General features: G+C 62.8%; 15 protein-coding genes. 8 read left to right on the top strand and 7 right to left on the bottom strand.

The annotated features are described in order from the left end of the window. The first annotated feature begins 413 nt into the window (after positions 1–413). The 5 genes from A7B18_RS19760 (at position 414) to A7B18_RS19780 (ending at position 6,325) form a co-directional block, all read left to right on the top strand. Entirely contained in the window at positions 414–941 is a 528-nt protein-coding gene (locus A7B18_RS19760) for an ArsR/SmtB family transcription factor (protein WP_219722161.1), read from the top strand. A 10-nt stretch (positions 942–951) separates the two neighbouring features. Further along, entirely contained in the window at positions 952–2,124 is a 1,173-nt protein-coding gene (locus tag A7B18_RS19765; protein ID WP_102128401.1) for a M23 family metallopeptidase, read from the top strand. Between the two features lie 808 nt (positions 2,125–2,932). Beyond that, positions 2,933–4,378, top strand: a complete 1,446-nt coding sequence (locus A7B18_RS19770; RefSeq protein WP_146009611.1) for an HlyD family secretion protein — start codon at positions 2,933–2,935, stop codon at positions 4,376–4,378. A gap of 4 nt (positions 4,379–4,382) precedes the next feature. Next, entirely contained in the window at positions 4,383–5,096 is a 714-nt protein-coding gene (locus tag A7B18_RS19775) for an ABC transporter ATP-binding protein (protein ID WP_219722162.1), read from the top strand. Further along, positions 5,093–6,325: an ABC transporter permease gene (locus A7B18_RS19780; RefSeq protein WP_102128404.1), complete on the top strand. Its 1,233-nt coding sequence runs from the start codon at positions 5,093–5,095 to the stop codon at positions 6,323–6,325. The genes A7B18_RS19775 and A7B18_RS19780 overlap by 4 nt, the downstream gene beginning before the upstream one ends. Before the next feature lie 424 nt (positions 6,326–6,749). Here the strand turns inward: A7B18_RS19780 and A7B18_RS19785 are convergent, their stop codons facing one another. The 5 genes from A7B18_RS19785 to A7B18_RS19795 all read right to left on the bottom strand — a co-directional run bounded on the left by A7B18_RS19785 (position 6,750) and on the right by A7B18_RS19795 (position 12,509). Further along, positions 6,750–7,355, bottom strand: coding sequence for a LuxR C-terminal-related transcriptional regulator (locus A7B18_RS19785; RefSeq protein WP_245872988.1), 606 nt, complete (start codon positions 7,353–7,355; stop codon positions 6,750–6,752). 928 nt (positions 7,356–8,283) lie between these two features. Then, on the bottom strand, positions 8,284–8,445 hold the full coding sequence (locus A7B18_RS22130) for a hypothetical protein (protein ID WP_180970264.1): 162 nt from the start codon (positions 8,443–8,445) through the stop codon (positions 8,284–8,286). A 320-nt stretch (positions 8,446–8,765) separates the two neighbouring features. Then, complete coding sequence (locus tag A7B18_RS21635) at positions 8,766–10,517, bottom strand: hypothetical protein (protein ID WP_146009612.1); 1,752 nt, start codon at positions 10,515–10,517, stop codon at positions 8,766–8,768. 110 nt (positions 10,518–10,627) lie between these two features. Continuing rightward, entirely contained in the window at positions 10,628–10,789 is a 162-nt protein-coding gene (locus A7B18_RS22135; RefSeq protein WP_180970265.1) for a hypothetical protein, read from the bottom strand. Positions 10,790–10,820: 31 nt separating this feature from the next. Continuing rightward, complete coding sequence (locus A7B18_RS19795; protein WP_102128407.1) at positions 10,821–12,509, bottom strand: M3 family metallopeptidase; 1,689 nt, start codon at positions 12,507–12,509, stop codon at positions 10,821–10,823. A 183-nt stretch (positions 12,510–12,692) separates the two neighbouring features. On the opposite strand from A7B18_RS19795, the gene A7B18_RS22140 reads away from it, so the two are divergent. Genes A7B18_RS22140 through A7B18_RS19810 form a run of 3 tightly spaced genes read left to right on the top strand, consistent with a single transcriptional unit; the run spans position 12,693 to position 14,964 of the window. Further along, positions 12,693–14,156 carry a bifunctional metallophosphatase/5'-nucleotidase gene (locus A7B18_RS22140; RefSeq protein WP_102128408.1) on the top strand — a complete coding sequence of 488 codons (1,464 nt, stop codon included), beginning with the start codon at positions 12,693–12,695 and terminating at the stop codon, positions 14,154–14,156. 56 nt (positions 14,157–14,212) lie between these two features. After that, positions 14,213–14,521 (top strand): DUF4258 domain-containing protein, encoded by a 309-nt coding sequence (locus A7B18_RS19805; protein ID WP_102128409.1) that lies wholly within the window; start codon positions 14,213–14,215, stop codon positions 14,519–14,521. A gap of 11 nt (positions 14,522–14,532) precedes the next feature. After that, a complete protein-coding gene (locus tag A7B18_RS19810) occupies positions 14,533–14,964 on the top strand; it encodes a helix-turn-helix domain-containing protein (RefSeq protein WP_102128410.1) in 432 nt (143 codons plus the stop codon). Positions 14,965–15,292: 328 nt separating this feature from the next. On the opposite strand, the gene A7B18_RS22145 is transcribed toward A7B18_RS19810, so the two are convergent. Together A7B18_RS22145 and A7B18_RS19820 are read right to left on the bottom strand one after the other, a co-directional pair. Then, positions 15,293–15,745 carry a hypothetical protein gene (locus A7B18_RS22145; protein WP_180970266.1) on the bottom strand — a complete coding sequence of 151 codons (453 nt, stop codon included), beginning with the start codon at positions 15,743–15,745 and terminating at the stop codon, positions 15,293–15,295. 573 nt (positions 15,746–16,318) lie between these two features. Next, positions 16,319–16,498 (bottom strand): transposase (locus A7B18_RS19820; protein WP_146009613.1); only part of this gene is annotated, 180 nt, incomplete at its 5' end.

Consider the following 16,498-nt stretch of genomic DNA (forward strand, 5'->3'; position numbering starts at 1 on the left):
GGTTGGAACGGCCAGGAACTCATCTGCCAGAATGCGGACGCGCTCCCCCAGAATCTGTGACGTAGACACTCCCAGATTTTCTCGGCTGGGAGCGCTTCCCCGTCGTTATGCAGGTGCAACTCCTGAGTTTTTCATACGTCTCCTTTTGCTGTAAAACATCAATTGGTTAGACATGGCCTCCTCAAAGCCCGAGGGCGGAGTCCAATCCCCTATCAAGGTTTTAACAGCTAATTAAAAACTAGCACAGGAGATGGGAGTGTGTACAGTAGCTTCACTCGATATCAAACGGTGAACTTGATACAGAGAAACCATCGTTACAAAAGTCATCGATATAGAATAATTGTCGTTACAAAAGTCTCAGTAGGCGCGCCATCTTCACACACATCAGCCTGAAGCTTAAATATAATAGAGTTATGGAAAGTGAGATATCAAGGCAGATCGGTGTTCTTGAGCGGCGAGTCGCCAACTTGGAAGCTTTCCAGACGGCTTTACCCTCGCCTTGGGAGAACAACAGGGCCTGCTCGATGGAGGAATCGGAGACTTATCTTCAAGATGGTGTGACGCTCGCCGGAACAGCCGCCCTTCATGGTCACCCCTCTATCCAGGGGCAATCGGGGCTTCCGACGTGCGCTCTTCTTCAACAATCTTGGGAAAACGCGGCACAAGTCTTTGCCGCCCTCGGTCATCCCACCCGGCTGCGGTTGCTGAGGGCCGTGTTGAGCGGCATGACGCGCACCGCTCAATTGGCACAGCTCAAGGATCTGGGGTCTGCCGGACCCCTCTATCACCATCTGCGGGAGCTGGTGGCCGCAGGATGGCTCAAATCTGCCGGGCGGGGTTTGCATCATGTGCCCACAGAGCGTGTCATCCCCCTGCTGACGATGCTGGTGGCCTCTGAAGCCCTGGGCCCCGCCGAGGAGGTCACCTGTGAACCCACCTAGGGAGGAACTCTTGCTTGAGGCCCTCAACGCGCCCCACTCAGAGCACTTCGCGCCGGCCTTCCTCGATCAAATTCCGCTTCAACAGGTGCAGCCCGTGCTGAACGCTCTGCAACGCCGCCACGGTGTCGCCCGGGCAGTCACTCCACTGGACGCTTCCAACATGTGGACCGTCCAAGCCGAAAGAGGGCAATACGAGGTTCTGGCCCGTTTCGACGATGGTGGACGCCTCAGCGGCCTCAGGGTGCCGACGCCGGCGCCGGGGGCGGGCCGGATTTGGGTGTGGCGCGCCGTGCGGGTCACCTTGATATTCCTGGCGCTGGTGGGAAATGTGCTCAGTTGGGCACAGCCCACCCAGCTCGCGTGGCTCGGACACGTCCCGGCCGTCCTGCTGCTCAGCGTGGCCTTGCTTCCCACGACCGTCTGGGCTGAGCTTTGGACGGGCCTCCGTGTCCTGCTGATCTGCGGCGTTATCGGCACGGTGCTGTCCGCCTCGCGCGCCGTCACGCTGCCCCTCGGCGGGTTCGCGCTTTGGGACAGCGCACTCACGCTCGTCGCAGCACTGCTGCTGCTGCCCCTGATCGTACAGGCCAAGCGGGGAAGAAAAGTACCGGGCGATGCGGTGGGCTTGGGGCCGGTGGTCGCAGGTGGGCGGTTCGTGGTGGCCCACGGGGGCAGCACAGCCGCCTTGAACTACCATGCGGAGTACCCGGCCATGCGCTACGCCGTGGATTTGATCGGGGTCGGGCCCCTTGGTCATCACGCCCGCGGCCTGTGGCCGCAGGCCCCAGCCAAGTATGTGATCTTCGGTGCACAGGTCCTGGCCCCACTGCCGGGCCGGGTGCTCGCGGTGGAGGACGGACACCCGGACCTGCGGGTGCCCGAGACCGATCCCTTGCATCCAGCCGGCAACCACGTGCTGCTGGCATGTCTCCTTCCGGACGGACGGGAGGTCCAGGTCCTCCTGGCGCATTTGCAACATGGAAGCGTGCGCGTGCGGCCCGGTGAGGTCGTGCGGGCCGGCCAAGGGCTCGGGCGGGTAGGCAACAGCGGAAACACCTCGGAGCCGCACCTGCACCTGGGGGTGAATATGGGAGGTGCGGACACGGACGTCTTCGGTGGTGAGGGCGTGCCATTCACCATCGACGGGCGATTTCCCGTGCGGGGCATGACCTTCACGGGGTAGGTGCCAAGACCTGGAGTTCGGGTGACGCTCGCAGGGGTGCGGCAACAACCGCCGAGCGCACGCACACACGGGGGTCCTGTAGGGCATTCCCTCCGCAGTTCCTGTTGGAGGTCATGCCTGCCCTTCGCGGCGCCGAGTCGAGTGCAGTGGTCCTAAGATGCGTTGTGACGAGTCGGAGAACGAGTGTGACGGAAGGAAGTTGTTTCAATCCGGCGTGGAGGTCGCTCATCCTGTGGCACACCACGCTCCCGGAGGGCCGCGTCGGGACCACGGAAGAGCCGCAACACCGGCGGAATTCCAGCCCTGCCCCCTCGTCGTCCTCAAAACCTGCCCATCCCTATGGGACGTTCTCCATTTTTAGATGGACGGCCATCGGTGCCGGCGTCTGTCATCTTCAACAGAACTTGGAAGCCCAGATGAATGCCGTCATTCGGAAGCCTGAGGAGGAACATGTGTTTAGAAACGTCTGCCGCCCCACCCTGCTGACCTTCCTAGACGGGCTTTCCAGTGGCCCAGAATTCAGCACTCAGCAGCAGGTGATCCTGACCATGACCCAGAGGCAGACCGTTCCACGCGGTGCCTCCACGGCTCGGCCGCTGCCGAGAGCTGGGGCGTGGTCTCAGCGCACCCCCCGGGCCTGCTGGGGGCGCACGCGGTTCGTGCGGCCTCCTGCTGGGGATTTGCCGGGGCTCCTGGGATGGGGCTGGGAATGGGCGTGTGAGCAACGGTGTTTTTCTCTTGGCGTAGTACCATTCCTCAATCTTGTCGTAGCCCCGGGGTGGGCGACGCGCCGTCAGGCTGGTGGCGCGTGAGCGGCGGGGAAGGCCCGGAAGCCGCGCCGACTCCCACCGGGCCGGGCCGAGCTACCCGCCCGGCCCGGGCCCGCGGGCGCAGGCCCCGCTGGGGGCGGCCCGCTCTGATCGTCGTCGGGCTGGGCGTCATGGCGCTGGCGTTGCTGCGGCCGGGTGGCACGCAGGCGACCCCGGTCAACGTGGTGGCCGCCCGCACCGGTACGCTCGTCAAGACCGTGAACGGCACTGGAACCGCGCGGGCCGAGGTCAGCCGCACGGTGTCGTTCGGGGGAGTGGGCACCCCGGGCGGCGCCGTGGGCCAGGTTGCCAGCGTGGACGTGCGGGTGGGCGACGAGGTTCGCGCTGGACAGCCGCTGGCCCGCCTGGACACGACCGCCGCGCGGCGCGACCTGGACGCGGCCCGCGCCGCCCTGACCGGAGCACAGGCCGACCTGCTGCGCGCCCAGGCCAGCGCCCGTGAAGGACAACTCGATCTGGAGCGGCAGCGCCAGAATGCCGCGTGGGCGCTTGAGGGTGCTCGCAGCGCGCTGGAGGGCGCCGAGCGAACCCTCGGCGTCCAGCGCGAGCTGCTGAGGATCGGTGGCGTCAGCCGACAGGACCTGCAAACCGCGCAGACTGCCCGCGACGAGGCGGCCCGCAGGCTCGCGGCGGCGCAGGCCGACCTCGCCTACGCCCGCGCCCGGGGCGGGGCGGAGGGGCAGGCGGCCGTGACCCAGGCGCGCGCCGCGCTGGAATCCGCGCGGGTGCGGGTGCAGAATCTGGAAGCTGGCCTGGTGGACGCCGAGCTGCGCGCGCCGACCGGCGGCGTGGTGAGCGCCGTGAATGTCAGTGCCGGAAACCCGGTGCCGGCCACGCAGGCGGCCGTCGAGATCACCGATCCGGCCCGCCTGTACCTGGAGGTGCCCTTCGACGAGACGCGCGCCAGCGACCTGCGGGTGGGCCAACCCGCCAGCGTGCAGTTCGACGCCCTGCCCCGCAGCCTGCGCGGCACGGTGCACCGGATTGAGCCGGTGGCCCGCAGTTCCGGGCAGGTCGCCAGCGTGCTGGTCCACATCCGTCTGCCGGGCGCCCGGGACGTGAAGCCGGGGTTCACCGGTACGGCGACCGTCACCACCCGGCGCCTCGAGGACGCGGTGATCCTGCCGCTTGAAACCACCGATACGGCGGGGGCAGGCGAGGGCGAGCGCACGCGGGTCTGGCGGGTGACGCCCAACCCGGGCCAGGGCGGGCAGGGGTCCGGGGGCCTGGGGGTGGTGCGGCCGCTGAGCGTGACCCTCCGGGAGCGCAACGCCAGCAGTGCCGCCGTGCAAGGCGCCGGCGCCGCGCAGCAGATCAGGGCGGGGGACCTGATTGTCACCCCCGCGCCCGGCGAACTCAAGGCCGGGGACACGGTCCGCTACACGCTGCCGCCGGCCGGGTCCGCGTCTCAGGAGAGACGGTGAGCCCGTGAGCGCGCCTGAGACTCCAGTCATCGAGGTCCGCGACCTGACCAAGGTATACGCGGGCGCGGGCGACGCCGAGGTGCAGGCCCTAGCGGGGGTTTCGCTCACCATTCGGGAGGGGGAGTACGTGGCCCTGATGGGAGCGTCGGGCAGCGGCAAAAGCACCCTGATGCACATCATCGGTTGCCTGGACCACCCCAGCGGCGGCGAGTACCGGCTGGGCGGCGAGGACGTGCGGCAGCTCGGCGAAGCCGGTCTGGCGCGCATTCGCAACGAGCGGATCGGCTTCGTGTTCCAGGCGTTCAACCTGCTGCCGCGCACCAGTGCCCTGAAAAACGTGGAGCTGCCACTCACCTACCGGGGCATCCCCGCCCGCGAGCGCGAGCGGCTGGCCCGGCTGGCCCTCACACGGGTGGGGCTGCAAGACCGGTTACACCACCGGCCCAACGAGTTGTCGGGCGGCCAGAAGCAGCGGGTTGCCATTGCGCGCGCGCTGGTGCAAAACCCCACCGTGCTGCTGGCAGACGAGCCGACCGGCAACCTCGACTCGCGCAGCACCGGTGAGCTGCTCAACCTGTTCGACGAGTTGCACCGGGAAGGGCGCACCATTCTGTTGGTCACCCACGAGGACGAGGTCGGCGCGCGGGCCGGGCGGGTGATCTGGATGCGTGACGGCAGGATTATGCCCCGGGAGGCGGCCCTCGGCGGCGCTCCATGAACGTCTTGGAGAATATTCGCACGGCGCTCACGGCCATCGGGGCCAACAAGCTTCGCAGCCTGCTGACCATGTTGGGCGTGATCATTGGGGTGTACGCGGTCAGCACCATGCTGGCGCTGGGGCAGATGGCGACCGGGGCGGTCACCCAGCAGCTCAACGACATCGGTGGCAGCCAGGTGTTCGTCTCGCCCCGGTTCGATCCCGGCGGGGCCGTCCCCCCCGACTTCTCGGAGGACGACGTGCTGGCGCTGGGCGGGTTGCCGGTTCAGAACGTCTCGACCGTCAGCTCCAGCGTGCAGGCCAGCACGTCACGGCGCGCGGGCAGCCTTAGCCTGGAGAGCGTGCCCGCCACCTACCCGCAGCAGCTCGGCAACCTGCGGCTGCGGTCCGGACGCTTCTTCAGCTCGGAAGAAGAGCGCGCCAGCGCGCCGGTCATCGTGCTGAGTGAGAACACCGCCAGCAAATTCTTTGGCCCCCTCGACCCGCTGGGACGGACGCTGCGCGTCAACCAGTCCACAGGCCCTCAGGCGGGAGGAGCCGGGTCGCCGGGCACCCGCCGTGAGGACCTCACGGTCATCGGCGTGGTCGCTAGCCAGGGCGGCCTGCTCGGCGGGCTGGCGCAGGACAGCGGGTATGTGCCCCTCAGCTACGCCTGGCGTTATTTCTATGCCCGTGACCGTTACCCGTTCCTGCTGTTTCGCGTGGATGCGGGCGCCGACCAGCGGCGTGTGCAGGCCGACATGACCCGGATTCTCGCCGCGCGCCGGGGCGGGGAGGATTTCGAGATACAGAATTTTGATCGGTTCGTCGACCAGTTTCGCCAGATTACCGGGGTGCTCCAGCTCGCCCTGGCCGGCATCGGTGGCCTGAGCCTGCTGGTGGGCGGCATCGGCATCATGAACATCATGCTGGTCAGCGTTACCGAGCGCACCCGCGAGATCGGACTGCGCAAGGCCCTGGGCGCGCGGCGCGGCACCATCCTGGGCCAGTTTCTGATTGAGGCCGTGACCCTGACGGGCCTAGGCGGCGTGATCGGCTACGGCTTGAGCGTGCTGACCGTGCTGTTGGTCACGCTGGCGGCGCCATCCTTCTTTCCGGAAATGGTGCTCTCACCGGGGGCCGCGGCCCTGGCCCTGGGCGTCAGCGCCCTGATCGGGCTGGTGTTCGGAGTTTGGCCCGCCAGCCGCGCGGCCAGACTCACTCCCATCGAGGCGCTGCGCCACGAGTAGCTGCGCAGCCTTCAGGCCAGCAGGTGTGCCCTGGCGTTCCCCATGGTGTCCGGACCGCGTTGTGTCCTCAAGACCCGGAACGCCGTTGAGGGCAGGTCGGGGACCGTCGTGGGGTGTACGCGTGTGGACAGGTTAGGCCCGTGGCCCTCGTCGTTCGAGCGTCTTGCGACCTGATCCCAGAGCGTTCCACGCCCTGGCAACAGAGCTTGGGTCCAGCCGGCGACACTCGGCCACCGATCTGCTGTGCTGCCTGCGAGAGCTGGAGGTTGAGCGGTCTGCGCCCGACTCCTATCGCGACCCCCAGGCCGCCTTTCAAAGCACCAGCTCCGGTCGGAGGGCACGACCTCGCCACCTTCTCGGACCAGCGCAGACGCATCGTCACCGTCTACAGCACCTTCCTCTGACTGTCGGGCACATCGTCTGTTCAGGTTTGAGCGTCGGCAAGGCTTCCGACACTTCCCGGCCACCTCTCAAGTGGATGCCAGAGTCCCCAGTAGTACAGGGCCAGTTGAGTCCGGTTGTCGACGCCGAGCTTCTGGAAAATGCGACTCAACCCATTTCTGACCGTGCCCTCGTTCAGGCCAAGTTCCTGGGCGATGCGCTTGTTCTCCCACCCCTGAGCATTGGAGCGCAACAGGCGGCGCTCTACGCAGGTGAGGGAGCTGTCGTGCAGAGGCGTGTGTCGGTAAAACCGCTTGGGTGCGGCGCGTCCCAGGGCATGAGCGACGTGTGCGGTGTTATAGCCCCCGGCGAGCAGGGCGCGCGGTGAAAAAGACCAGAGATCCTCCCAGTATTCCGGGCAGGGGTTGTCGGTCACCACTACCCACTCGCTAGGGTCTACCTGCTCCAATCGGTGCAAGGCGTAGCCGAACGGCGCGTCGATCATCAGGCCCAGGGAAGCCCGCTCATCAACTCCCCAACCGAGACGCTGAAGGCCCGGCTCGATTTCAGCGGCCAAGGCTGGGACGCCGCAGCACAGGCGATAGCGGTGCGGGATCACCGGGAAGGTCGACACGGAAGGTGTGGTCATCTGGTCATCCCCCATGTGATGGGCAAGGAGGCGGCAACGGTGTGGCCGCAGGAGGGAAGCAGGTCAAGGCGACTTTCGTGCCCTTCAAAGGGTGCAGGCTGCAAGTGCCGCTGTGACATGCAGGCGCAAAGGAAGAGACCCTGTGCCGTACGCGATAAGGGGCGCTCAAACCTGTGACCAGCTTTCGCTCGCGGGCTCGCCAGGTGCGTGGTTTGAAGAAAGGGCTTCACGCTTCACGAACGCCTGAGACGAGGCTGCCATCGCCGCTCCCGGCCAGGTCACGGTCTCCAAGTTGGCCTCGCCCTGCGCCACAGGAGAGTTCAAGGTCACCGGCCAACCCTAACGATGGATGAGCCGTCCTGTGACCGCAAGTGCGGTGGAGTTGCCAGAGCAGGTCGAGGGTGGGTTGGAGGGAAGCAAGAAGCTGTCCGACGTACACGAAAGTGTTGGCAAACTCTGCCCGTGCGCGGCAGTCGTCGGTGAGGTTTGAAGGGGAAATCGAAAGGGAAGCCTGGGTGAGGGCAGCTTGGGCACAGTCCAAATCACCCTGGACATCCCATGTGCAGGCCTGGGCATAGAGACTTAGCTGGGACGGGAGGACAGCCGCGCGAGCTAGAGCGGGAAGCACCCTGACAGCCTATAGAGACCAGGAAGCCGTTTCACACCTTGTTGAGGGTAAAGCTCAGGGCTCTATTTACTTGAGTTCAAGGCGCTAAACACAGCGTACTAGGTACGGCTCAGTGCTCTCCAGGGGTCAGAAGTGAGGTCAAGGCGTGGGGAGGCTGCCAACGGCGGGTCACGTCTCGGTGGCCTCCCCACGCCACGTCGCCCCAGAACGAGGATCATCAGCGACTTCCGCCTAAGGGCCTTGTGGGTGCCCCCGTAGGCAAGCGCCAGACCCTCAGGACTCGACACGCCCGTCGCTCGCTTACTCGGTCGGTTCCTTCGCTGGACGGGCTTCAGCGCTTTTTGAGATCACGTCCTGGAGCATCACCTGATCCATGCTCAGGTCCGCCACCAGCGGCCCCGGTTTCCGGTTCTCTTCCTCGAACTGCGTCGCCTGAGGCAGCTCGGGGTCCCCGAGCCCCACGTCCTTCTTGCGCCAGTGGAAGAACGTGGACTCAGCGATGCCCCGGGAAGCGGCAGATTTCGCCGACGCAGATGCCACTCTCCGCTTGTTTAAGGGCGAAGCCGATCTGTTCCTCGGTGTGCTTTTTTCCCTTCATGCTGGCCTCCGGGGGTCTATCCCTTCAAGATGCCAGACTCGCTATTCTCATCTGGGCCGATTCGGTCGGAGCAGGTCACGCAGGTCTCCAGAAGGGCGCCGGGGGCGCGGGGAGGGCGTCCACCAATCCCCCGCCCAGAGGTGAGGTCGAGTGGAATCGTGTGCCTTTCTGGCGTCGAGGATCGCTACACCTTCAAAAGGGCGAGTGCTTGTAGCAGGCTGGTGAAGGAGCGTTCTCCCCCCGAAGCCTGCTTGAACAGCGTGTTGATTTGCTCGGCAGGATCAGCTCCCTCACCCTTGACCTGTGGTGCAACAAGGGTAACGCTCAACCACTCACGCGCTGTCTCCAGGTGCCCCGCGCGCAAGAGCCCAAGCGCGAGGGAGACGGGCGCCACCACCGGCCCCCACACATCGGCCTCGCCAATCTTTTGCCGGAGGGGTCGTAGCTGGAAGTTGGTGTTCGCGTTGAGTGAGGGCCGATGCTCGTTCCCCAAAGCGCCCAACGTCAGGCTCAAAGCGAGGGGCGGCGGCAGTACCGTCAGCTTCCAGCGGCTTCGGCTGGTGATTCTGAAAACATTCTCCAGAGCTATCCGGCACTCTGTAATTCCATCTGGCATTCGCCCGAGGTAGGCGGTGGCACCCGGCATCCAGCGGGCCGTTAAGTGGGCCAAGCCCTCGGGATCGGCGTTGTTCACCTTGCGGGCATCCCTGTAAATTTGTCGCGCCTCTTCCTCCAGCTCGTGCATGGGCTTGATAAGCTGGGGAAGCGTAGTCATGCCAAGCTCCAAATGAATTGCATTGATCCACACTCGATATAAGAAGTCATCTGAGTGGGGGGGTTGAATTATTCTCAACTCGTCTAGGGCTAAAGCATACTCACGCAGACCCAACCTGGCGCGCGCCCTTAGCCAACGTTCAATGGTTGAGTCACGAGTCAAGCGGGTGTCAACGCCCTCGTTGGTAATTTCCACCATCCGCAAATAGTGTTGACGCTGTTGCTGTGTGCGGTGTGGGCCTTCGGCCATTGCGCGCCCTAATTCTTGAAAGGCTTCAATCTGCCACCTGTATCGTTTAATTCTATCCCAGTCTGTCGGCAGCTCGGTGGACAGGTCCAGTTGGCCTGCTTGCACCTGATTCCAGAGAAAATAGTTTTTAAGCTGAATAGAATCGGAGGACTTCTTCAAGCCCTCTTCAAAAAGGAGCTTGCACTTCCTGTAGTCCCCTATATGAAGGTAAGCATGTGCCATGTTCGCAATTACTGATTCATAGGAGTCTTCCATGCTAGGAGGCGGTGTACGTTGTAGCTGAGGGTATCCAAGTGCAATTATCTGACTGTAGCTATCAACATTAGTTAATGCAGTGACACAGAAGTTTGTGGTGCGGTCACTCAACTCCTCATGCCCAATGATTTCGGCTATCACCAGAAGACGGTTGATCAATCTCTCTAATTCCTTAGCCTCATTGAGTGTTAATGCAGTAACTGCCATCGCGTGATAAATTCTGTATTCCGCTTCAATCGGTAACATCCCGGTACAGTGTAAATTGCGAAGATCATTAAGATACTCATTTAGAAGCTCCATCCCCCCGGAGGTAGTCTTCTCGTTCTTCTCGCCTTCGAGCAGACTCCTTTGAATGCCGAGGTGGTGGACGGAGGTTGCGATGATAATCTTCAGTAATTTGTCGGAAGTCGCCCTATATGCGGGTCTCAGACAGGCCAGACCTGTTTCCTTGGTGAAGCCTGGGGTACGCATCAAATGGGTAAACGCTCTAAAATTACCCAAAGCACTTCCATCAGATAAAAAAGCATCGGCTATCTCTTGTTGTGATGCTCCCTCTGCCGAGGCTCTTGCAGTCCACGACAGCACATCCGGCCAATTGGCAAGATCGAGGTTTTTATCTAGTTCAAGGGATACTTGGGTAGACATGATACGTTTCAAAGCAGAAGACTGTGACACATAATCAGAAAATTCGATCTTGTGTCACAGCCAGCATCGTAGAAATCAGTCGCCCGCAACAGTGAGCAAAGACTCGCTACGGAGAGCCTTGCTCAGTTCATTACCCCGTAGTCACCCGCACCACCATCATCCGGATGGTTCGTGCCGACGGGAGCGGAGTTGCCTTGAGCCGCAGCTACCGCGCTGTTGAAGCTGGTGGCTCCGAGAACGAACATGGTAAGAACACTGACAGCCAGACGCAAAACCTTCTTCATAACTTCCCCCCCAGATTTTTGAACTGAGAGGTTAGCGTACCATCATGCGGGATCGAAGATCATTAGACGTATGGGCAAGTACTTCTTCATTAAATTGTAAGTCCACACCCGCTTCCCGAAAAAGTTCCCTAGTGGGTCGGGTGTATCCCAGACGCATAGCAGATTTGAGTCTCGATAAAGCTCCTCCGGGATTCTTCTGGTACGCGCTTTGGAATTGCAGAGCCGTGACCCAGGCGACTGCGTATTCGAATCTGTAGAAGGGGCTGCTAAACAGTGTGAAATTTTTCCAGAAGTACGGTCTCAAGTGGGCGGCGTCGCCCCACTCAACCCCAGTAGGGTATTGAGCATCCACTTGTTCGTATATAACAGTAATCATTGATTTGTTTAGGGACTGTTCTTGATAAACTTTTTCCTGGAATTCATCCAATTTACACGTGTTGAGAATCTCAAAACATATTCTCTCAAGAAGAAGATAGTTGACAACTTTCAAGTCCTCTTGCTCAAAGAACTCCCATAGAAGTGGGGTCGTTACTAACTCAAAAGTTTGTGAAACGAATTCAGCAAATTCGAGGGGAGGAGTGTATACCTCGTAGGGTTGTCCCTTCGGGGCCATAGCGTAATGTATCGCGTGACCAAGTTCATGAAAGAGCAGGTGAATATTGAAGGAGCGCGGTCCTATGTGCATGATGACAAACGACTGTTCGGTTTCTGGTAAGATGCTCGAATAGCCGTTGCGTGCTTTGTCTGGACGGGATTCTATGTCGATCAAATCTTGGGATTCAAGATCGCGAAATACATCCCCAAACTCGGTGTCGAGTCGGTCAAGGACTTTTGCCGCCCGGCTGAGTGCGTCCACATCATCCGTAAATTGCGCCATTGGTGTACCACCAAACGGATTCAACATGTTGTCCCAAGGCCGCAGTTCCGTAACGCCTAAGGATTGTTTACGAAGCCTACGAAGTTCGAGAAAAAGAGGGACAATATATTTCTTTACCGATTCTCTAAATCTGACTGTATCTTGTGGTGTATAGGCTTTGTTGCGAAGAGGACCCTTTGCCAGAGCATAATCATAATAGTTCGCGTAACCGCTTTGTTCTGCGATACGTGTGCGTATGCGGTGCAATTCTACGAATAAGTCGTCAAGTTCATCATCCTTCTGATGCTCACTGCCAATCAAACCCAAGTAAGCTTTTCGGCGCTCTTCTCGGTTAGGATGTTGTAATTTTGCAGCGAGCTGCCCCGGTTGGACCTCCTCGCCGTCCACCAAATACAACGTCGAGGCGCGAATCTGCTGAAACGATTTCCCAAGTTGATTTTCCTCACCTTGAAGTGCGAGAAGATCGTCTGAAGGCTGATCGTCTGTAGCCGCTTCAACAAACTGCTGCCAAGTGGTCGGATAGTTTAAGCCTCTCGCGGCGACCCGTCGGATGAATTGTTTGGAAGCAGCGGCAAGCTTGGGGAAGTAGTTACGAACAAAATTATCATGGGCCCCCTTGACCTGAGCATCCGTGGAATGGGCGTAGTAGGCGCGAATCAATTCCCCTCGCGTCTGGTAGAGCGCTCGATTGAGAGAGAGCCAGTCCTCGAGAGCCTGCGGCGCAGTCTCGGGGTTCAGTGGCGAGGCCAGGAGGGTGGAGAAACGCTGGTCTAGAAGCTCCCATGCAGGATTCGTCATATTCGTCACCTTGAAGATGCCGAGTATCTTACCCTGCTTTCGCATCCGGCCCCACCTGCATCAACAGGGAGAGACACGCCCTCTCCCTGTTGATGCTTTTTCCAGGTAGGTAGGGGGCAAACGCGACTTGGGGGAACCTTCGCCCCTCCCCGCTTTGGCAGTTTGCCACTGGCCCTCTCCACCACCTTGCGCCTGAAGACTTTCTGTACGACCCGTATAGTCGAGCTTGTGCCCCGCCTGACGTTTCTGCACACCAACGACATCCACGGCCACCTGCCCGAACTGGCCCGCCTGACCGCCCTCGCTCACCGCGAGCGCGCCCGGGCGGAGGCCGAGGGGCGCACCGTGTACCGCTGGGATGCCGGGGACGCCTTCGACCGCCGCTTCGAGGCCGGGCGCCTCACGCGCGGCGCGGCCCTCCCCCCCGTGCTGGCGGCGAGCGGCGTGACCCTCCAGACGGTCGGCAACGATATCGGGCTCGTCTACGGCATGGGCGCCCTCACCCGCATGGCCCAGCGTGCCCCCTACCCGATGCTCGCGGCCAACCTGCGGGACGGCGAGGGTCCGCTCGTCGAGGGCTTGCGCGAAAGCGTGCTGCTCGACGGCCCCGACGGGCTCAAGATCGGCGTGTTCGGCCTGACCGCTCCCTGGGATGGTCTGTACGGGATCTACGGCCTGCACCTGCCCGACGAGCGGGAGGTGGCCGCCCGGCTGCGCGATGAGCTGTGGGCGGCGGGCGCGCAGGTGGTGATCCTGCTCTCGCACCTCGGCCTGGAGGACGACCGCCAGCTCGCCGCCGCCGTGCCGGGCCTCGACCTGATCATCGGCGCACACTCCCACGACCTGCTCCCGGAGGGTGAGTGGGTGGGGGGCACCCTGATCGTCCAGGCAGGCGACCGGGCAAAGTATCTGGGCCGCGTGGACCTGGACCTCGGCCCGGATGGGAAGGTCAGCCGCGCCACCGCGACGGTCCTCCCGGTCCCCGAGGACACCCCGCCGGACGACTACGTGGAAAGGGCGCTGGAGGAACTGGAGCGCGAGCTGGAAGGCGTCCGGCATGAAGTGGTCGGACACCTCACCGCGCCGCTGCCCCTCAACCACTTCCACGACTCGGCGCTGGCGAACTTCGCCGCCGAGGCCCTGCGCACCCGGGCAGGCGCCGAGATCGGCCTGGTGGCGAGCGGCACCCTGCACGCTCCTCTGGACGCGGGGCCGGTGACTCGTGGGGCGCTGGTGAATACCGCCGGGCTGGTGCCCGTGAACCCGTTGGTCTCGGCGGTGACTGGCCGGGCCCTGCTGGGGGCGCTGGAGCGGTCGCTCGATCCGGCGGTCATCGGGGTTCGTCATCACGGGATGCGCGGCACGCCCATCGGCCTGCTCGGGCTGAGCGGCCTGCACGTCCAGGTGGACGACGGGGCGGACGTAAGGCAGCGGGTGCGGGAAGTGTGGGTGGGTGGAGCGGCCCTCGACCCCGAGCGCACCTACCGGGTCGCCCACACCGACTTGGAGACCGAACCGGGCACCTTCCTGTCTGGGGCCGGGGTCAGCGGAACCCAGGCTGATGCCAGCCTCCTGCTGGAGGACGTGCTCCGCGAGCACCTGGCAAGCTTCTCTCCCGTCAGCCCTCCGGCCTCGGCACCCTGGGCAGGGGTAGAACACCTGGGGCTGGAGGAGCAGACCAGCCGCTCTTAGATCACGTCACGCGCACCAAGAGCTTCAAAGATTAGCTTTTATGCTAATCTTTGGGTATGGTCCCGGGCTTCGATTTCAGCACGAGCGAGGTGCTGGAGTGGGAACTCGCCGCGATCTGGAAGGCTCTGGACGAGGATCGCCTGATCTTCAGCCGCCACGCCCGCGAGGAACTGAGTCTCGATGCCCTGACCCTCGATGACGTTCTGGACGCCATCAATTTTCCCGATGAGGTCAGCAAGGACCTCCCCGGCGGCCCCCGCGCCCCGGGCCTGAACTTCGACCGCTTTCTCGGCTCCATGCGCCTGCGGGCCAAGGTCGGCTGGCGCGACGCTACCTACATCGTCGTCACCGTCATGGCGAACTGAAAGGAGAAGCTATGCCTGTCCGGCCCACCACCTACCAGACCCAGCAGCGCGGCGTGCGAATCACCGTCACGGACGTGCCAACGACCTTCAGTGACGATGGGGAAGAACTGGGCTTCGCTCTGGGAGTTATGCGCCAACTCGACGCCCTGGTGCAGGAAGCCTTAGTGCAGGCGCCGGAAGGCGGTGCCGTCCAACTCGCCTACGCCGAGACGGTGCCGCCGCCTGATCCGGTGAGCCTGGAACTGCGGCGGGCGCTGCGACTCCGCAGGATAAACGGCGCCCAGATGGCCCAGCAGCTCGGCGTGACACCCCCGGTCGTCTCCCGTTGGCTCAGCCCCGACTATCACCAGCATGGAATGGAGACGTTACGGCGCATTGCCGACGCCCTGGACATGGACGTGGAAGTCAAGCTCAAGCCCAGGAAGCGCAAAACAGCGTCCTAGCCATTCCAAGGACCCGTCGGGAGGGCACCGGAAAGCACTTCATCAACAGGGGGGGGAACGTCGGCCCTCTCGCTGGAATGAACCCATGAGGCTGGACCAGGAAGCAAGGCACATTGCCCCCAACCGCCCCACCCTCTGCCGAGGCGCTGGCTTTCCCAGTCACAACCACACGAGCGGTCCAGTTCTTTGCGCAAAGAACTGCCCTCGTTTCTCTTGCCCTTAGCTCCCTTGACTGGCGCTCTCCTCCCCACGTCCACCGTCGCCCGGGAGGGGTCACCGGGTGCTGTCCCAGGCGAGCCGTCACGAGCGAGGATGGACCCTGCTTCGCTCAGGGAAAACGCAGGGTGTCGGTGGGCCGCGTGCGGATGCCGAAGAGGTCGAGCAGCAGCTTCTTGATCTGGAAGGAGCTGAGGTCGCTCAGCACGAACACCCGCTTCTGCCCGACCAGCACCTCACATGCCGCCGCCTCGCTGAGTTGCCCCGTCGTCTTGGGCGAGGGTGACATGGAGCGCACCACGTCCGCCGCCGAGGTCACCAGAAGGCCCCGGGCGCTCACGTAAAAGAGGGTTTCAGCATCGACCAGGTAGATGCCGGGCAGCGGGTGCTGCGGTTTGGTGTAATCGTTCGCCGTCGCCCAGGCGGTTACGAGGTCAACGCGCCCTTGCAAGAGGACCGTGCCCGAGACCTGCCAGTTCAGCAGCTCGATCCCCACGTCTTTCCCCAGGAAGGTTGGGAAGGCGGCGCCCACCTTGCGCGCCCGGCATGTCCACACGTTCCCCACGAAGCATCACTCCCTCCGCTCCAGCGCAGGCGCCAGCTTATCTTGCTTACTTTCCCCGGCGCAGCCAGTGAGGCGGATTTCGGGGCATTCGGGCTGGGATGAGCCCTACCGGGGAAACGTCCCCCAGCCTGTGCTGAGGCCCTAACCAAAACTCGTGCGACGAATGAGGCGCCGTCGCAGGAGTCCCCATCTACCATAAGGGCATGCCTGCACGGTCACGGTTCGAGGACCCCGGCACGACCCTCAAGGATTTCCTGGCCGGTCCCGTCCTTGTGACATGCCCTCGATGTGGACGTTGTGCTCGTGTAGCGCGACCAACCAAAACTGGGGGTGTCTTGCCATCGACAATCAATTGGACGGTCACCTGCTCGCACTGTGGCTTCGCAAAGTCAGATAGAGCGTCGGTGGGGTTCACTCTCAATCCGAAGCGCGACACACCTCAGGACCCCTTGTTCCGCCTCGCCCTCTGGCTCCAAACGCCCTGTGGAAGTCACGTGCTCTGGGCGTTCAACTACGCTCACCTCGACTTCCTCGAAGGATATGTAGCGGCCTCGCTAGAGGCTGGGCAGAAGCCTATCCAAGAAGGGGCCTGATTTTCGCCAGCATCAGAACGCAGGCGGCGACGAAGTGAAAGCCGATCAGGGTGGAGGACAAGCGTTCCAAATCTCGCCCGAGGCGACGGAAGCGCGATAACCATGCCAGGGAGCGCTCGACGACCCAGCGTTTGGGCAGGAGGACGAAGCCGCGTGAAGC

The sequence above is a fragment of the Deinococcus planocerae genome (assembly GCF_002869765.1).
Taxonomy (GTDB): domain Bacteria; phylum Deinococcota; class Deinococci; order Deinococcales; family Deinococcaceae; genus Deinococcus; species Deinococcus planocerae.